Here is a 16,998-nt window from a genome sequence, read left to right as displayed (position 1 = left end):
GGCTTCATAGCCGTGTTCGGACCCCAGGTTCCCAGCGTGCCCGCGTCGGCCGTGCCCGACGACACCTATCTGCTCGACGTCCGGGAGGACGACGAGTGGGCCGTCGGCCACGCGCCGGCCGCCCATCACCTGCCGATGACCGAGCTGCCCGGCCGGCTGGCCGAGGTGCCCGACGACCGCGAGGTGGCCGTGATCTGCCGCTCCGGCGGCCGCTCCGCGCAGGTCGTCGCGTATCTCCTGCGCAACGGCTGGGAGCAGGTGTGCAACGTCGACGGCGGGATGGGCGACTGGGCCGCCGCGGGCCGTCCGGTGGTCACCGACGACGGGCAGCCGGGCCGGGTCGCCTGAGGCGCGCCGACCGACATGACCACGCCCCTGGTCTTCGCGCACCGCGGCTCCTCGTACGACCTGCCCGAGCACACCCTGGCCGCGTACCTGCGGGCGCTCGACGAGGGAGCCGACGGGCTGGAGTGTGACGTCCGGCTCACCCGCGACGGGCACCTGGTGTGCGTACACGACCGCCGGCTGGACCGGACCAGCAACGGGCACGGGCTGGTCAGCGCGCGTACCCTCGACGAGCTGGAGGCACTGGACTTCGGCTCGTGGCACCCCGGCGGGGTGGCGGCCGAGGGCGACGAACCGCTCGACGAGTCGCTCACCCGGCTGCTCACCCTGGAACGGCTGCTCGACGCCGTGCTGGACGCCGGCCGGCCGGTCCGGCTGCTGGTCGAGACCAAGCACCCCTCCCGGTACGGCGGGGACGTGGAACGCCGCCTGGTCACGCTGCTGCGCCGGTACGGCCTCGCCGAACCCGGCCCGGACGATCGGGTCCGGGTCACCGTGATGTCCTTCTCCCCGCTCGCCGTACGCCGGATCCGCGACCTCGCCCCCGGCCTGCCCACGGTGCTGCTCCTGGAGGTGCTCCCGCGCTGGCTACGGCTGGGCCGGCTGCCGTTCGGCAGCCGGATCGCCGGGCCGGGGATCGGCCTGATCCGGGCCCGTCCGCAGCTCGTTGCCGCGCTGCGGTCGGCCGGGAACCAGGTCTACGTCTGGACGGTGAACGAGCCGGAGGACCTGGAGCTGGTGCTGGAGGCCGGGGTGGACGGGGTGATCACCGACCGGCCCGCCCAGGCGCTGGCCCGGCTCGGCCGTTGAACCCGATCGATCCATCCGGCGGCCGGTCCGGCCCCGGCCGGGGGGTGTCCCCGAGCCGGCCGGCGCGGCACACTCGGGGCATGCCGGAGCGAACCGACTACCCCGCCCTCATCGCCGGGCACACCGGTGTGATCACGCTGATCAACTCTGGGGCCTCCGGACTGCCCGTGCTCACCCGCCTGCTCCGGGTGGTCCAGCCTGCGGTGGGCGCGGCCGGCATGGCGTTCGTCGAGTTCACCCCCGCCGGAGGGCGGGTGATCGCGGCGACCGGCAGCGCCGAGTTCGTCGTCGGCCGGCCGCTGCCGGCGAGCGACCCGGCCACCGTCTGCCTGCTCGCCGGACCCGTCCTGCGCCAGGTCCGGTTGGACGCCATCCCGGGGACCCTCGCCGACGAGGTGGCCGGGCGAGGGCTGCACCGGATGATCGTCGCGCGTGCCGAAATCGCCGGCCTCACCGTGGGCAGCCTGCACGCGCTCTATCCCGACGGGGAGCCGCTCGACGACTCCCAGTGCGCCGTCATCGGGTACGTCGCCGCCTGCATCGCGCACATGTACGGCGACCACACCGGCCTGCCGGTGCACGGCGACGGCCCGGTGGTGGCAGCGCTCGCCGACGGCCTCGCGGTGGTGGACCGCGCGGACCACGTACGGCTGTGGAACCCCGCCGCCGCGCAGGTGACCGGCCGTCCGGGCATCGAGGCGCTGAACCGCCCGTTCCCGTTCCCGCTGCCCCCGTGCGGGCAGGTGCTCGACCATCGGCTGCCGGACGGCCGCTGGCTGCGGATCACCTCCGGGGAGCTGCCCGCGGGCGCGCTCCGGGTGATCACCTTCCGGGACATCACCGACCAGCGGCACCGCGACCACGACCGGGACCTCTTCGTCGCGGTGACCAGCCACGAGCTGCGGACCCCGGTCACCGTGATCAAGGGGTACGCGGACACCCTCACCGACCACTGGGAGTCGCTGAACGACGACGACCGTCGGCACGCCGCCCGGATCATCGGACAGCGGGCCAACGAGCTGGCCCGGCTGGTCGACCGGCTGCTCACCGCCGCCACGGAGCACCGGCGCGGGGATCCGGCCGCCCCCTTCGACCTCGCCGACGCGCTGCGGGCGGCGGTCACCGACCTGCCGGCGGACGTCCGGCACCGGATCGTCCTCGACCTGCCGGGCGACCTGCCGAAGGCGCTCGGCGACCGGCACAGCCTGGCCACCGTGCTCACCGAGCTGGGCACCAACGCCGGGAAATACTCCCTGCCCGACACCCCGATCGAGGTCAGCGCCGGGGCAAACGAACGCACGGTGTCCTTCCGGGTCGCCGACCGGGGCATCGGTATCCGGCCGGAGCACGTGGAGCGGGCGTTCGACCGTTTCTGGCAGGGCGAGTCCGGCGACCGCCGGCGCTATCCGGGGGCCGGACTGGGCCTGTATCTCGTCCGCCAAATTGTTGAACAGCAGAATGGCTGGGTATCCCTCCGGCCGAGGGCCGGTGGGGGTACGGTCGCAGAGGTGTGGCTGCCCCGGGGATGACCAGGGCAGTTGCGGGGTGGAAGGACGGCGGTGGGGACGCGTTCGGCCGAGCGATCGTGGTGCGTGGTGGTGCCGCACCACGCGACCGGCGCGCGCCTGGCCCGGCACCGGCTCGCCGACGAGTTGGCGAACGTCGTACCCCCGGCGCTGCTGGCGGACCTGGTCGCGGTCCTCGCCGAGTTGGTCGGCAACGCCGTACGCCACGCCGATCCGCTGCCCGGCGGAGTGGTCCGGGTGGCCTGGCGGCTGCGCCCGGCGGCCGACGGGCAGTGCGTCCAGGTCCGGGTCACCGACGGCGGCTCCCCGTCGGGTCCGCTGATGCGTCCGTCGGCCCCGGAGGCGATCGACGGACGCGGGCTGCACATCGTCGCCGGCCTCGCCAGCCGCTGGGGGGTCGAGCGGGACGGCCTCGGCCAGAGCGTCTGGGCCGAGTTCGACCCGGCCGGCTCGACCCGACCTGACCTGGTCGTCGCCGGCTGAGCAAGCGGGCAAGCGGGTCCTGCCCACGCCGGCTCGGCGCGGCATCTAGGCTGTGTCGCCATGAGCGAGCGCAGCGAGCGAATCATCCGGCGCGGTGCCGGGGGTTCGTGCGGCCACCGAGCGAAGCGGGGCGGCAGCATGAGTGAGCGCAGCGAGCGAATCATCGGCCGCATGAGCGAACGCAGCGAGGTGCCTGCATGAGCAAGCGTCGGAAGTCCCAGCGGGACGCCGCCGAGGTGACCCCGAAGCGGGAGAAGGTGCGCGACGTCTTCGTGCCCCGACCGTTCGACGGGCTGGTCGACGAGCCGGAGTGGATCGCGCTGCGCGAGCTGGTCCCGGCCGCCAGCGCGCCGCTGCGGCTGACCCCCGAACTGGTCGAGGAGTACGGCGAGCGGCCGGTCATCCTGGCCACCGTGCTGCCGATGGCCGCCCCGGCGATGACCAAGCCGGACGGGCGGGTCTTCATCGGCCTGCAGCGGCACCAGCAGTCCGGCGACGTCTCCCGGGACCTGGCGGACGCGCTGCTCTGCGCCCTGCGTACCGAGCCGGGCGGCCAGGTGGCGGTGCCGCCGCTGCCCGGCCCCGGGCCTCGCCTGCAGGACGTTCTGGTGGACGGTCCGCTGGAGATCAGCATGCACGACGGGTTCGAGTTCTGGCTCGACCCCGGTGCGACCGACGACCCGAACGTGCAGGCGTCGCTGGAGCGGGCCAACGCGGCGGTCTACCCGACCGTGAAGCTGGCGGCGGCCCGGGCCGCGTACTGGTGCCAGGTGCCGGAGAAGGCGCACGTGCGCTGGGTCCTGCCGGACGACGAGGACAGGGCGCTCGACGCGCTGTCCCGGCTGAGCGTGGCCGGCAGGCTGCCCCTCGGCGACAACACCCGCTTCGCCGGCATGTTCCGGGCGCACGGCCGCCTGGTGCCGGTCTGGGACCTGCCCGAGGCGGTGCCGGCCGCCGACTGGGAGGAGCCGGTGACCGAGTTCGCCAAGCGGTACGCCGAGGCGCTGGAGGAGCGGGAGCCGCTGGACGCCGCCGGGCGCCGGGCCCGGCAGGGTCTTCTCGGCCGCCAGCTCACCCTGCGCTGAGGTGTGAGGAGGGGCCCCTTCTCAATAGACGTCTGTTGAGAAGGGGCCCCTCCTTTCAGCGGCGCAGCGGCTCGCGGAGCAGCGGGCAGGACATGCAACGCGGCCCGCCCCGGCCGGAGCCCAGCTCCGAGCCGGCGATCGCGATCACCTCGATGCCGGCCCGTTCCAGCTGGGCGTTGGTCTCCACGTTCCGTTCGTAGCCCACGCAGAGCCGGGGCGCGAGGGCGAGGGTGTTGTTGCCGTCGTCCCACTGCTCCCGTTCGGCGGTGACCGGGTCGAGGCCGGTGTCGATCACCCGGAGCTGGTCGAGGTCCATCGCGTCGGCGGCGGCGCGCAGGAACGGCGCCGGGCCGTCGACGCGCGGCTCGCCGCCGTCCGCCCCGGCGATCACCGTGTACGCCGACAGTTCGCTGGCGATGTTGGGGTACATCAGCACGGCGTCCACGTCGACCATGGTGCAGACCGTGTCCAGGTGCATGGTGGCCCGCTCCTGGGCGATCGGCACCACCAGGATCGTGTGCGCCAGGCCGGCGGCGAAGACCTGCCGGGCGAGCCGCTCCGCTCCGGCCGGTGTGGTCCGCTCGCCGACCCCGACGGCGAGCACCCCGGGTGCGAGCAGCAGTACGTCGCCACCCTCCAGGTGCTCGAGCTCGGAGTGGTAGACGAACTCCGTGCCGGCGAAGCGCGGGTGGTGGCGGTAGATGGCGTCGGTCAGCGTGGTCTCCCGCCGCCGGGCCGGCATGGCCAGGCTGGTCACCCCGACGCGGTCCCCGATCCAGACCGAGGAGTCCCGGGTGAACAGCAGGTTGGGCAGCGGGGCGACGACGAAGTCGTGCCGGTCCATCAGGGTCCAGACCAGGCCGCCCGGCCGATCGGCGCCGACCCGCAGTTCCTCGTGGGCGAGCCCGGCGATGAACACGTCGGCCAGGGCGGCCGGGTCGAGGTACCCGAGGTGGTCGGCGACCCGTCGGCGCAGCGTGTCGCCCAGCCGGGGCGAGCGCAGTACGGCTTGGGTCAGCTCGGCCCGGGCGTCCGGCACGGCGAGCGTCTCGGCCAGCAGGGCGGCGAGGTAGAGCACCTCCACCCCGCGGGAGCGCAGCGCGGCGGCGAACGTGTCATGCTCCTCCTGCGCCCGACCCACCCATGGGATAGCGTCGAAGAGCAACGCGTCGTTGTTGCGCGGCGTGAGGCGGGCCAGCTCCGGGCCGGGGCGGTGCAGCAGCACCGTGCCGAGCCGGGCGACCTCGCTGTCCACATAGTGGGTCACCCTCGCAGCGTAGGATGAGGTGGCTACGGCATCCGGGAAAAGAAGTGTGAATGAATATGGCATTCATCCGCACTCATTCCGGCGCTCCACCTTGCCGACCACCGGGGTGCGCAACGTAGGGTAGTGGAGACATAACTTCGAGAGACCTTTTGCCGGAGGTCGCGATGACTGTCTCACCCGCTCGTCGAGCCATGCCGACCCGAGCCCTGCCACCGGTCGCGGTGCCGCAGCCCCGAGTCGAGTCCACCTCGGTACTCGACCCGGCCCGCCCGACTCCGCTCGGGTGGGCCCGCCGCCGCCGCGCCGAGCGGGGTGCCCGCCGGCTGGAGGCGGCCGGAGCCCGGGCGCTCGGCCAGCTCGACCACCTCGGTCCCGCCTGGCACGTCGTGGAATGGCCCCGGACGGACGTGTCGGACGTCCTCCTCGACCGTGGCCAGGACGACCGGGCCGGGTTCCTCGCCATCGGGCCGAGCGGGCTCTTCGCGGTCACCGTCGCCGACCACGGTCGAGCCCGGGTGCTCGTCGCCGGCGACGTGGTGCAGATCAACGGCAAGCGTCCGCCCTATGTGGCCGACGCGCGCCGGGACGCCAAGCGGGCCAGCAAGGCCCTCTCCGAGGCGGTCGGCCTGCCGATCCCGGTCGCCCCGGTGCTGACCTTCGTCGGTTCCGGGGTCATCAGCGTCTACGGCCTGCCCAAGGACTGCCTCATGGCCACCCACCGGGAGCTGGACCGGCTGCTCGTGGCGGGCGGAAACCGGATCAGTCCGGCCACCGCCGAGAAGCTCTCCCAGGTCGCCCAGCACCCCTCCACCTGGTTCAACGGCACATACCGTCCAGCAGGCGACTACCGGTGGTACGAGGAGGGCCGAACGGCCGCTGACAAGCGCGCCGCCCGCCGGTAACGTCTGCGGGGGCGCCACGCGGCCTCCTGGCTCCGCCTCCGGCGGTTCCGTCGGCCCGCGCCGTCGCCGACCGCCCGACACCGGGCACCCGTCGCTCCGACCCCTGTCCCCTCGGTCCGTCAATGCTCCGGGGGCGCCCGGAGCAGCACGGCGACCGGTGCGCCCAGCGCGGTCGCGCGGTCGGCGCGCGGACCGGCTAGCGTGGACGGACCGTCGGTGTACATAGGAGGCGCGGTGGCCCACGTCGAACTCTCGCTCTCGGAAGTCTTCGTGCCCGCGCCGGGGACACCGACCGAGCAGGAGTCCGGCAACGTCGGGCAGTGGTCCGTCGCGGTCTACCGAGCGGCCGAGCCCTGCCTGCTGATCGACGCCGACACCAGTGTGGTGGCGATCTCGTCGTCGGGCTGCGAGCTGCTCTGCCTCGGCGCACCCGAGGACGTGATCGGGCGGCCGTTGCTGGACGGCGGCCTGCGCCTGGTCGACTTCACCGCCGTGCCGAACGAGCTGACCGAGCAGGACACCGACAAGATCCCACCGCTGCTCGCCCTGCACTCCAAGCGGCTGGCCCGCGGACTGCTCCGGGTCCAGGGGTCCGGCACCGAAGCCGGCACCACGGTCGACGCCATCTCCACGCCCGTGCTGGACAACGGCGAGGTGGCCGGTTCCCTCACCTTCTTCTCCAAGGTCTGACCTGGGTGCACCGGTGACCTTCACCTGAGCAGGTGATCCTCCTACGATGGGCTCGGCCAACCGGTCGCAATGACGCCCCTCGATACCCGAGGATCGAACCGTGCCACCCACCCCACACTGCCCCAGCACCCGCCGGCAGCCAAGGCGTCCGGCGGCGCCGCCACGCGCCCCACGGGCCGTCGCGGCGGCCCTGGTCACGCTGCTGTCCCTCGCCGCCTGCGACGCCCCGCCCGAACTGAGCGAGCCGGCCCGCCCGACGGCCACCGCCACCCCCACGTCCACGGCGACACCGACCGCGACGCCGACCGCCCCGGACATCCTGGACACCCCGCCCCGTAGCCCCACCCCAGACCCGAGCGCCACGCCCTGCGGGTCCGGCCCCACCGGCGACCGGGTGATCGCACTGCTGCGCGGCGACGCGCGGGTGTTGCCCCGGGACGTCCGGGTCACGGTCCGGAAGGGGCCGCTCTGCGCCGAGGACTGGCAGTACACCGTGCTGGCGGTGACCGGGCACGAGGAGCTGCAGGCGGTCACCCGGGGGAAGCCGACCGCCCTGGAGCTGGTGACCGCCGGGACCGACGTCTGCTCCGCCGAGGTACGCGCTGCCGGCCCGCCCGGCATCCGGACCGTGGCCTGTGACGGCGTACCGGGTGCGTAGGCTGGTCGGCATGCCGGGAACACCGCCGACCCGCTTCGTCTACCTGGGTCCCGAGGGCACCTTCGCCGAGCAGGCGCTGCGTACCGTCCCCGCCGCCGAGCGCGGCAGCCGGGAGCCGGCGCGCAGCGTCGGCGAGGCCCTGGACGTCGTTCGCGCCGGGGAGGCGGACGCGGCGCTGGTGCCGCTGGAGAACTCGATCGGCGGCGCAGTCGGGGTGACCCTCGACGAACTGGCCGAGGGGGACCCGCTGATGATCACCCGCGAGGTGATCCTGCCGGTGGAGTTCGTGCTCGCGGCCCGCCCCGGCGGTTCCCTGGCCGAGGTGCGGAGCATCGCCGCGCACCCGCAGGCGTCCACCCAGTGCCGGGGCTGGTTGCGCGACCACCTGCCCGAGGCGACCGTGGTCGACGTGCTGTCCAACGGCGCCGCCGCGGCCGGCGCGGCTGCGGGCGAGTACGACGCCGCCATCTGCGCCCCGATCGGGGCGGCCCGACACCGGCTGGCCGTGCTGGCCGACAAGATCGCTGATCACCCGGACGCGGTGACCCGGTTCGCGCTGATGTCCCGCCCCGGCCCGCCCCCGCCGCCCACCGGCGACGACGTCACGTCGCTGGCGGTCTACATCGCCCACGACCGGGTGGGCGCGCTGCTCTCGGTGCTCACGGAGCTGGCGGTACGCGGGGTGAACCTGACCCGGATCGAGTCCCGCCCGACGGGCGAGGCGCTCGGCCGATACGTCTTCTTCCTGGACTGCACCGGGCACGTCGCCGACGTACGCCTCGGTGAGGCGTTGCAGGGGCTGCACCGGGTCTGCGCCGGCGTACGCTTCCTCGGGTCGTACCCCCGGCACCGCTGGAACCCGGCGGCTAGCGAGCGGCCGGTCCCCGCTCCGGCCGGCCTCTCCGACGTCGACTACGCCGACGCGGCGGCGTGGCTGGCCCGGCTGCGCGCCGGCCGGCTGAGCTGACGCGGCGCGGGACGCCCGGGCGGACGCCCTGCGCCGCGGACGGTCACTGCAGCAGGCCGCCGAGCAGGCCGCCCTGTTCCTGCTGCTGGTTGCCGCCGTGCCGCCCCGGTCGCTCCTCGGACGGCTGGACCACGACGAAGCCCTGCCCTGCGAAGCTCATCGTGAACGCCTCACCGGTGGTCCGCCCGATCAGCGTGCCGAGGCCGAGCTGGTCGGCCCGGTGGTAACCGGTCTGGAGGCTGGCCGACCAGCAGACCGCCGCCTGTGGGTCGACGTACGTCGGGGCGTCCACGTTGAGCACCACCGGGGCGCCATCGGTGGTGATGGCGATCCGGCCCTGGCCGGTGAAGACGCAGTTGAACAGCCCGGAGGAGGCGAAACCCATGCCGCTGACCATCTTGATCTCATAGCTCAGCGTGGAGTCGAAGGCGAGGACGCTCGATCCGTTGATCGACAGGGCGTCACCGGGCTCCAGGTCGATGATGTGCACGTCCTTGGCGAAGTCGGCGAGGAAGACGTCGCCGCGACCGCTGACCTTCATCAGCGGGACACCCTCGCCGGTGAGCCGCTGCTTGAGATATTTGCCGATACCGCCGGAGCCGAGCGCCTGGAACTGCACCTGACCCTGGTACGCGACCATGGAGCCGACCCGGGCCATCGCCTCGCCGTTCAGCTCGATCTTCAGCATCTTGGAGTTCTGCAGCCGCATGCCCGGCTGCTGGGACTCCTTTTCCAGGTTCTCCGCGGAGAACAGCGCGCTACGCATGGGTTTCCTCCTGCATCGGGGTGCGCCTGTCCAGGAGGCTAAGAGACCCCCGCAATGCCGGGGAGCGGAGGGCGGCCGGGCGCCGGTCAGCCCCAGCCGAGGGCGTGCAGCCGCTCCTCGTCGATGCCGAAGTGGTGGGCGATCTCGTGCACCACGGTCACCGCGACCTCCTCGACGACGTCGTCCTCCGTGTCGCAGATCCGCAGGGTCGGGCGGCGGTAGATGAGGATCCGGTCCGGCAGGACGCCGGAGTAGTTCCAGCCCCGCTCGGTGAGGGCGTGCCCCTCGTAGAGCCCGAGCAGGTCCTCGCCCGGCGGTGGGTCGTCCTCGACCAGGATGACCACGTTGCTCATCAGCCCGAGCAGTTCCTCGGGCACCTCGTCGAGGGCCTCGCCGACGAGTTCCTCGAACCGTTCCCGGCTCATTTCCACGGCCACGCCACCCATCCTCCCCGACCCGCCGCCACCCGACCAGCCGTGTCCGGGTCGGGTCCGACGCCCGCCCGGGCGTACGCGGTCGTGTGGCGTGGGTCGGGTCGGGAGTGGTTCAGGCGAGGCGGGCGGTCAGCGTGATCTGGGCGCCCGGGGAGAGCAGCCGCGAGATGGGGCAGCCCTCCTTGGCCGCCTCGGCCAGCTTGGTGAACTGGGCCTCGTCCATGCCCGGAACCTGGCCGACGGTCTCCAGGTCGATCCGGGTCACGGTCATGCCCGCATCGGTCTTGTCGAAGTGCACCTTGGCGGTGGTGTCCACCGAGGTACCGGTCGCGCCCGCGTCGGCGAGCTGCTTGGAGAGGGCCATCGAGTAGCAGCTGGCGTGGGCGGCGCCGATCAGTTCCTCGGGGTTGGTCCCCTCACCCTCCTCGAAGCGCGACTTGAACGAGTAGTTGCCGGTGAGGCCGCCCTTACCGGTGCGGACCGTGCCGGCGCCCCCGGCGAGATCACCCTGCCAACGTGCGGAAGCGGTACGGATAGGCATGCCACCGACGCTAACCGAAACCGGACGTCCCCGCACTGCCCGTGGCGAGTCGGGCACAGCCCAACCGGCCACGATCCGCGGCGGAGCGGCCGGGCCGGCTCGCCGTCCCCGTCGCCGGGTGCCGGCTGTGCCATGATTCGACGCAGGCCCGCGCGGAGCGGAAGGTGGCCGATGTCTCAGGATCTCCCCATCCCAAAGCAGGACAGCCGGTCCGACGGCATGACCGTCGTGGAGTGGGGCGACGCCGAACCCCCGCCGCCGGGCCGGGCCGGCCGCTCGCTGGCCGGGCTGGGGCGGGACCGCCGGATGCCGCCACTGCTCGCCGGCCTCGGCGCGGTGGCCGCGGTCGCCTCGCTCATCGGCGAGTGGCTGGTGATGACGGTCCCGAACGACGGCCCCGCGGGGATCGGCACTGTCCGGGTGCCGGGCGGGGTGACGGACGTGGACGGCTTCGGGGTCGGCTACCTGGTGGGGCTGCTCGGCCTGGCCGGCGCGGTCGCGCTCGCCCTGCGCGGTACCGGCCCCGTGCGACAGAACGCGCGGGTGGCCGGTCTCGGCCTCGCGGCCGCGATGCTGGCCGTGCTGACGGCCACCGCGTTCACCCTGGACGACACGGGTCAACGCGCCCTGTTCGGCTTGCTCGCGGAGGGGTTCCATGTCGAGCGCGGGCGCGGCCTGGTCGCCGCCTTCGTGGCCACCGTGCTGCTCGCGGGTGCCCTCTACCTGTCCGGCCGGGAGGGCGGCGCGGCACCCGATCCGGACGGCGGGGCCAAGAAGTCGCCGCCGGAGCGTGACCGGACGGGCTGGGGCCCGCGCGGGGCGGTCGGGGACGAGTTGCCACCCGCCCCGGCCGACCTGACGGTCGAGCCCACCATGCCGTTCGCCCGGCCCGAACCGCCACACTGAGCCGGGGCGCGGCCGGACACCGGACCGCCGCCACGGGTTGGCGCCCGATTCGCCGAAAAGCCATGGTTGCGACCTGTTCCCCGAGATACGGTTGCGGCCCGCCGGTCGTGGGCCGAGGCACCGACGACCTGGACGGCTGGCGCGACGGCGGCGGGCGAAGGAGGAACCATGACCCGCCCGGGGCTGCCCAAGCTGATCGCCACCGACCTCGACGGCACGCTCGTCCGCAGCGACGACACCGTCTCGGCGTTCACCCACCAGGTGCTCGACCGGGTACGGGCCGCGGGGATCCCGGTGGTCGGCGCGACCGGCCGCGGACCGCGCCTGACCGAACTGACCCGCAACGACATCCGCGCCGCTGACTTCCTGGTGATGGCCGGCGGGGGACGGGTGGTCGACCAGAGCGACCCGACGGGCCCGCTGCTGCTGCGCGACGAGCGACTCTCCGGGGTGGCGCTCGCCCGGCTGCTCGTCGACCTGGAGGCCGCGGTCGGCCCGCTGACGGTGATGGTGGAGGCGTCCGACGAGCACGACGCGCCGCTCTGGGGCGACTACCACCCGAGCTGGCCGTACCCGGACCGGTTCGAGGCGCGCAGCCGCGAGGAATGCCTCTCCGGCGACGTGATCAAGGCGTTCGCCCGGACCGCCGACCACCACGTGGACGAACTGCTGTCGGCGGCCCGGCGGATCGTCCCGCCGGAGCTGGCCACGCTCACCCAGGCCGGCCTGGGCTTCATCGAGATCTGCCCACCCGGGGTGGACAAGTCCACCGGGCTCAGCGTGGTGGCCGAACGCCTCGGCGTCGACCCGGCGGAGGTGCTGGTCTTCGGGGACCAGCCGAACGACCTGCCGATGTTCGGCTGGGCCGGCTGGGCGCGGGTGGCCGTGGCCAATGCCCATCCGGAGGTCCGCGCGGCGGCCGACGAGATCACCCTGCGCAACGACGACGACGGGGTCGCGATCTACCTGGACCGACTACTCTCCCGGTGATGGGAGAGACACCTCGGCTGATCGCGACCGACATCGACGGCACGCTGCTGCGTGACGACCGGACGCTGAGCCCGCGCACCGTCGGGGTGCTGGCCCGGATCTCCGCGGCGGGCACGCCGGTCGTGCTGGTCACCGGCCGTCCGATCCGCTGGCTCCAGCTCGTGTACGACCAGCTCGCCGCCCCGCTGCCGGCGATCTGCGCCAACGGGGCGGTGGTGTACGAACCGGCCGCCGACGAGGTGCTCCGGGCCGACCCGCTCGCCCCCGAACTGCTCGCCGAGGTGGCCCGACGGCTGCGGGCCCAGGTGCCCGGGGTGAGTTTCGCGGTGGAGATCGTGGACAGCCGGCAGATGCGGCACGAGGCGCACTACCCGCTGCGCTGGGACGCCGACACCGACGCGATCCGGGCCATCGAGTCACCGGAGGAGCTGCTGGCCGTCCCGGCGGTGAAGCTGCTGGCCCGGGCCGGCGAGCAGGACCCGGACGCGTTCGTACGGGTGGTGGCCGGGGCGCTGGAGGGGCTGGCCGAGGCGACCCACTCCTCGTACAGCGGGCTGGTGGAGATCTCCGCCGCGGGCGTGACCAAGGCGGCGGGCCTGGCCTGGTACGCCGCCCGGTTCGGGATCGACGAGCGGGAGGTGCTGGCGTTCGGGGACATGCCGAACGACGTGCCGATGCTGACCTGGGCCGGGCGGGCGGTGGCGGTCGCCAACGCACACCCGGCCGTGCTGGAGATCGCCGACGAGGTGACCGGGTCGAACGCCGAGGACGGCGTGGCGGCGTACCTGGAGCAGATCTTCGGGGTGGCCTGAGCGCGACGGCTCCAGCGATGGCCTCAGGTCGCCGCGCGGCGTCAGACGCGCCGAACTGAAGTCGTCGTAGCGGCGCGGGCGCGCCCGGGCCGTCAGAGGTACTGGCCCGGGGCGTGCCCCTCATTGGTCGGCGGCATGCCCGGCATGCCGGGGACCGCCCCGCCGGGGCCGCTGGGCAGCGCGGCCCGGCCGGAACGCATCTGCTCCAGCTGGACCCGGGCGGCCATCTGCTGGGCCACCAGGGCGGCCTGGATGCCGTGGAACAGCCCCTCCAGCCAGCCGACCAGCTGCGCGTGGGCGATCCGCAGCTCGCTCTCGCTGGGTGCCTTGTCCTCGGTGAAGGGCAGCGAGATCCGCTCCAGCTCCGCACGCAGCTCGGGGGCGAGTCCCTCCTTCAGCTCGACGATCGACCGCTCGTGGATCTCCCGCATCCGGTGCCGGCTGGCGTCGTCGAGGGGGGCCGCCTTGACCTCCTCCAGCAGCTGCTTGATCATGCTGCCGATCCGCATCACCTTCGCCGGCTGCTCCACCAGCCGGGTCGGGTCCTCGCCCTGTCCCTCCTCGGTCAGCACCGTGCCGACCGGCCGACCGTCCGGCCCGACCACCACCACCGTGCCGGGGATACCGTCGTTGTCCTGTTCGTCGTGCTGTCCGGCAGAACGCGCTTCGGTCATGCCACCCATCTTTACCCAGCCGCCGCCACCCCCACGAGCCGGGACCGGCTCCGGAGCGGGAACCGTCCGGCCGGGGCGCGCTAGCGTCGCCGTCATGTCCACAGATCCGCGCGCCGTACTGACCCGGCCGGCCCCGCCGCCGGACGTGACGGTCGCCTACGGCGACCACCCGGAGCAGCTTGTCGACCTGCGCCGCCCGGCCGGCGGCGGGCCGGCCCGGCGGCTGGTGGTCGTGGTGCACGGTGGCTTCTGGCGAGCCGAGTACGACCGCACCCACACCGGCCCGATGGCCGCCGCGCTGGCCGCGCTCGACCACCCCGTCGCCCAGCTCGAATACCGGCGCACCGGACAGCCCGACGGGGGCTGGCCGAACACCCTCACCGACGTGCTGGCCGGGGTGGCCGCGCTGCCCGGGCTGGCCGCCGCGGCGCTGCCCGGCCTGGTGGCGCCCGCCCCGCCGATCCTGGTCGGGCACTCGGCGGGCGGGCACCTGGCGCTCCACGTGGCCGCCCACGCCCCGGCCACCGTCGGGGGCGTGCTCGCGCTGGCGCCGGTCGCGGACCTGGCCGAGGCGTACCGGCTGGACCTGGACGAGGGGGCGGTGGCCGCGCTGCTCGGCGGCGGCCCGGCCGAGGTCCCCGACCGGTACGCGGCCGCCGATCCATCCGCGTCGGTGGCGATCCAAGCGCGGACAGTAGTCATGCACGGTGCCCTCGACCGTCAGGTTCCGGTCACGATGAGCCGTTCCTGGGTGGCCGCGGCTCGGGCCGCCGGCACCCCCGCCACCCTGGTCGAGCTGCCCGAGTGCGAGCACTTCGGGCTCATCGCCCCCGACTCGGCGGCCTGGCCCCAGGTGGTCGCTGCGTTACGGTCCCTTCACGATGATCTTCCGAGCATTGACGCAGCGTCGCCGAGCAGGTAGAACGCCGGAGGGGTGTCCGCCCTGGCAGCCCTTTCTGGGAAGGAAATCGGTGTCGCAGATGAACCGCAGGCGTGCCCTTCAGCTGCTGGCCGCGCTGGGTACCACCGGCCTGGCGGCGGGCTGCGCCTCCGACTCCCAGGGCACCGACCGCCCCGGCAGCCCGATCAAGATCGGCCTCATCGTGCCGGGGAGCGGCCCGAACAAGGCCATCGGCGACGAGATCACCAACGGGTTCCGGCTCTTCCTCGGCCTCAACAACCAGCAGCTCGGCGGCCACCCGGTGACCCTGGTGACGGCCGAGGAGGGCGACAGCAAAGCGACCGGCAAGGCGGCCCTCGACCGGCTCCTCAAGGAGGGCGTGCTGGCGCTCACCGGCGTGGTCAGTCCCGCCGTCATGCTCGGCATCCGGGCCGACGTCGAGAAGGCCCGCATTCCGCTCGTCGGCTCCAACGCCTCCCCGATCAACCTGCAGAGCGTCGTCTACATCTGGCGCACGTCGTACGTGCTCAACGAGCCGGGCCAGGCTATCGGGCGGTACCTGCGGCAGAAGCTGGGCGAGAAAAGCAAGGTCGCCGTCTTCGCCTCGCAGAACCCGAGCAGCCACGACATCATCGAGGGCTTCCAGCGCGACTACGAGCAGGGCCGTCGCAAGATCAGCGATCCGGTCTACACCCCCGACACGGCCAACCCGGCCAAGGGCATGTACGCCTCAGCGATTCACAAGGCGTTGCTCCGCAATCCGGACGCGGTCTTCTGCAACTACACCGGTGCCGCCGCGGTGAGCTTCATCAAGCAGCTCTACGACGAGGGCTACCGGGGCCCGGTCTACGCGCCCGGATTCCTCACCGAGGGCACCGTGCTGGGCCAGCTCGACGACGGGGAGGGAGGCGAGCTGCGGGGGGAGATCCAGAAGTTCGGCATCGAGACCGCGCTGAACTACTCGGCCGACCTCAACAACAGCGCCAACCGGGTGTTCGCGTCCGAGTACCGGAAGGCCCACAACGCCACCCCGACCACCTACGCGATGGCCTCGTACGACGCCGCTCAGGTGCTCGACAAGGCGATCCGGCTGGCCGGCGCGGAGCCGAACTCGCAGCAGGTCAACCTGGCGCTCGGCAAGATCGGGCAGATCGACAGCCCGCGTGGGGCCTGGCAGTTCAACCAGTCGCGCACCCCGCAGCAGAAGTGGTACCTGCGCCGGGTCCAGCTCGACGGCCGGATGCTGTCGAACGTCGCGGTCAGCGAGCTGGACACGCTCGGCTGACCTCCCCCGCGTACGCCGAACGGGCGGCCTCCCCAGGAGGAGGCCGCCCGTTTCTGCGCTCGGCGTGGGACGCGCGTCAGTGGCGCAGCTCGGCAATGCAGCACTTCACGCTGCCGCCGCCCTTCTTCAGCTCGGCCAGCTCGACCGGCACGGGGGTGTACCCGGCCGTCTTGAGCTTGCCGGCCAGCCGGGTCGCCTCGCTGTTCAGCACGACGTTGAGCCCGTCGCTGACCAGGTTCAGGCCGAAGGCCAGGGCGTCGGAGTCGTCGGCGAGCACCGCGTTCGGGAAGAGCTGGGCGAGGACCTTCTGGCTGGCCGTCGAGAAGGCGCCCGGGTAGTAGACGATGTTCTCGTCGTCGATCGAGGCGAGCGCGACGTCCAGGTGGTAGAAGCGCGGGTCGACCAGGTGCAGCGAGACCACCGGTCGGCCGAGCGCCTCCTGCGCCTCGGCGTGCGCCGCCAGTTCGGTACGGAAGCCGTGCCCGGCGAGGATCAGGCCGCCGTGCGCGTCCGGCAGGTAGGCGAAGTCGCCCTCCCCCTCATTGGTCTCGCTCGGCGCGATGAACCGCCAGCCGTTCTCCTCGTAGAACGCCCGGTGCGCGGCGGCCTCGGCGGTCCGCTGTTCGTGCTTGAACTGGGCGCCGTAGACCGTGCCGTCCACCACGAAGGCGCCGTTGGCCGCGAAGACCATGTCCGGCAGGCCGCGCTCGGGCGCGAGCAGGTGCACCTCGTGGCCGAGGCCGACGAGGGTCTCCCGGAGGTGGTCCCACTGCTTGACCGCCAGCTCCGCGTCGACCGGCGTGGTCACGTCCATCCACGGGTTGATCGCGTACTCGACCGCGAAGTGCTCGGGCGAGCACATGAGATATGTCCGCTTTCGCGGGACTCGCTGCTGGTTCACGGTCACCAAGAGTAGGTACGGTACAACTTTGGTAACAGCCACAACCATTGCTTCC

At 73.1% G+C, this 16,998-nt stretch carries 21 protein-coding genes; 15 read left to right on the top strand and 6 right to left on the bottom strand.

Annotation, left to right across the window (positions count from 1 at the left end):
- Positions 1-12: 12 nt before the first annotated feature.
- The 6 genes from ACIRG9_RS23990 to ACIRG9_RS23965 all read left to right on the top strand — a co-directional run bounded on the left by ACIRG9_RS23990 (position 13) and on the right by ACIRG9_RS23965 (position 4,249).
- Positions 13-348, top strand: a complete 336-nt coding sequence (locus tag ACIRG9_RS23990; protein WP_402859914.1) for a rhodanese-like domain-containing protein — start codon at positions 13-15, stop codon at positions 346-348.
- A 15-nt stretch (positions 349-363) separates the two neighbouring features.
- Positions 364-1,155, top strand: coding sequence for a glycerophosphodiester phosphodiesterase (locus ACIRG9_RS23985; protein ID WP_402859911.1), 792 nt, complete (start codon positions 364-366; stop codon positions 1,153-1,155).
- An 80-nt stretch (positions 1,156-1,235) separates the two neighbouring features.
- A complete protein-coding gene (locus ACIRG9_RS23980) occupies positions 1,236-2,684 on the top strand; it encodes an ATP-binding protein (protein WP_402859908.1) in 1,449 nt (482 codons plus the stop codon).
- Positions 2,685-2,747: 63 nt separating this feature from the next.
- The gene (locus tag ACIRG9_RS23975) at positions 2,748-3,164 is read left to right on the top strand and encodes an ATP-binding protein (RefSeq protein ID WP_402860102.1); all 417 of its coding nucleotides are present in this window, start codon (positions 2,748-2,750) and stop codon (positions 3,162-3,164) included.
- Positions 3,165-3,224: 60 nt separating this feature from the next.
- The gene (locus tag ACIRG9_RS23970) at positions 3,225-3,365 is read left to right on the top strand and encodes a hypothetical protein (RefSeq protein ID WP_402859905.1); all 141 of its coding nucleotides are present in this window, start codon (positions 3,225-3,227) and stop codon (positions 3,363-3,365) included.
- The gene (locus tag ACIRG9_RS23965; protein WP_402859902.1) at positions 3,362-4,249 is read left to right on the top strand and encodes a DUF5926 family protein; all 888 of its coding nucleotides are present in this window, start codon (positions 3,362-3,364) and stop codon (positions 4,247-4,249) included. The genes ACIRG9_RS23970 and ACIRG9_RS23965 overlap by 4 nt, the downstream gene beginning before the upstream one ends.
- Before the next feature lie 55 nt (positions 4,250-4,304).
- Here the strand turns inward: ACIRG9_RS23965 and ACIRG9_RS23960 are convergent, their stop codons facing one another.
- Positions 4,305-5,516, bottom strand: coding sequence for an arginine deiminase (locus ACIRG9_RS23960; RefSeq protein ID WP_402859899.1), 1,212 nt, complete (start codon positions 5,514-5,516; stop codon positions 4,305-4,307).
- Between the two features lie 164 nt (positions 5,517-5,680).
- Between ACIRG9_RS23960 and ACIRG9_RS23955 the strand changes: the two genes are divergently transcribed.
- The 4 genes from ACIRG9_RS23955 (at position 5,681) to pheA (ending at position 8,733) form a co-directional block, all read left to right on the top strand.
- Complete coding sequence (locus ACIRG9_RS23955; RefSeq protein ID WP_402859896.1) at positions 5,681-6,418, top strand: hypothetical protein; 738 nt, start codon at positions 5,681-5,683, stop codon at positions 6,416-6,418.
- Positions 6,419-6,652: 234 nt separating this feature from the next.
- Entirely contained in the window at positions 6,653-7,108 is a 456-nt protein-coding gene (locus tag ACIRG9_RS23950) for a hypothetical protein (RefSeq protein WP_402859893.1), read from the top strand.
- A gap of 100 nt (positions 7,109-7,208) precedes the next feature.
- Entirely contained in the window at positions 7,209-7,766 is a 558-nt protein-coding gene (locus ACIRG9_RS23945; protein WP_402859890.1) for a hypothetical protein, read from the top strand.
- Positions 7,767-7,776: 10 nt separating this feature from the next.
- Positions 7,777-8,733 (top strand): prephenate dehydratase, encoded by a 957-nt coding sequence (gene pheA, locus ACIRG9_RS23940; RefSeq protein WP_402859887.1) that lies wholly within the window; start codon positions 7,777-7,779, stop codon positions 8,731-8,733.
- Positions 8,734-8,776: 43 nt separating this feature from the next.
- On the opposite strand, the gene ACIRG9_RS23935 is transcribed toward pheA, so the two are convergent.
- From ACIRG9_RS23935 to ACIRG9_RS23925, 3 genes are all read right to left on the bottom strand, one after another.
- Complete coding sequence (locus tag ACIRG9_RS23935; protein WP_402859884.1) at positions 8,777-9,499, bottom strand: AIM24 family protein; 723 nt, start codon at positions 9,497-9,499, stop codon at positions 8,777-8,779.
- An 86-nt stretch (positions 9,500-9,585) separates the two neighbouring features.
- Positions 9,586-9,930, bottom strand: coding sequence for a metallopeptidase family protein (locus tag ACIRG9_RS23930; protein WP_402860099.1), 345 nt, complete (start codon positions 9,928-9,930; stop codon positions 9,586-9,588).
- Between the two features lie 115 nt (positions 9,931-10,045).
- Positions 10,046-10,474: an OsmC family protein gene (locus ACIRG9_RS23925; protein WP_402859881.1), complete on the bottom strand. Its 429-nt coding sequence runs from the start codon at positions 10,472-10,474 to the stop codon at positions 10,046-10,048.
- 171 nt (positions 10,475-10,645) lie between these two features.
- On the opposite strand from ACIRG9_RS23925, the gene ACIRG9_RS23920 reads away from it, so the two are divergent.
- From ACIRG9_RS23920 to ACIRG9_RS23910, 3 genes are all read left to right on the top strand, one after another.
- Complete coding sequence (locus ACIRG9_RS23920) at positions 10,646-11,380, top strand: hypothetical protein (protein WP_402859878.1); 735 nt, start codon at positions 10,646-10,648, stop codon at positions 11,378-11,380.
- Positions 11,381-11,548: 168 nt separating this feature from the next.
- A complete protein-coding gene (locus tag ACIRG9_RS23915) occupies positions 11,549-12,370 on the top strand; it encodes an HAD family hydrolase (protein ID WP_402859875.1) in 822 nt (273 codons plus the stop codon).
- Positions 12,370-13,182: an HAD family hydrolase gene (locus ACIRG9_RS23910; protein WP_402859872.1), complete on the top strand. Its 813-nt coding sequence runs from the start codon at positions 12,370-12,372 to the stop codon at positions 13,180-13,182. The genes ACIRG9_RS23915 and ACIRG9_RS23910 overlap by 1 nt, the downstream gene beginning before the upstream one ends.
- Before the next feature lie 92 nt (positions 13,183-13,274).
- Here ACIRG9_RS23910 and ACIRG9_RS23905 read toward each other — a convergent pair whose 3' ends face one another.
- Entirely contained in the window at positions 13,275-13,865 is a 591-nt protein-coding gene (locus ACIRG9_RS23905; RefSeq protein WP_402859869.1) for a bacterial proteasome activator family protein, read from the bottom strand.
- Positions 13,866-13,950: 85 nt separating this feature from the next.
- Between ACIRG9_RS23905 and ACIRG9_RS23900 the strand changes: the two genes are divergently transcribed.
- Together ACIRG9_RS23900 and ACIRG9_RS23895 are read left to right on the top strand one after the other, a co-directional pair.
- A complete protein-coding gene (locus tag ACIRG9_RS23900) occupies positions 13,951-14,778 on the top strand; it encodes an alpha/beta hydrolase family protein (RefSeq protein ID WP_402859866.1) in 828 nt (275 codons plus the stop codon).
- Between the two features lie 49 nt (positions 14,779-14,827).
- A complete protein-coding gene (locus ACIRG9_RS23895) occupies positions 14,828-16,042 on the top strand; it encodes an ABC transporter substrate-binding protein (RefSeq protein WP_402859863.1) in 1,215 nt (404 codons plus the stop codon).
- A 76-nt stretch (positions 16,043-16,118) separates the two neighbouring features.
- Here ACIRG9_RS23895 and ddaH read toward each other — a convergent pair whose 3' ends face one another.
- Positions 16,119-16,952, bottom strand: a complete 834-nt coding sequence (gene ddaH / locus ACIRG9_RS23890) for a dimethylargininase (protein WP_402859860.1) — start codon at positions 16,950-16,952, stop codon at positions 16,119-16,121.
- Positions 16,953-16,998: the final 46 nt, after the last annotated feature.

The organism is Micromonospora sp. NPDC093277 (genome assembly GCF_044765245.1).
Classification (GTDB): domain Bacteria; phylum Actinomycetota; class Actinomycetes; order Mycobacteriales; family Micromonosporaceae; genus Micromonospora.
The sequence above is the reverse complement of the archived record's forward strand: the minus strand, read 5'-3'. Positions and strand labels throughout refer to the sequence as shown.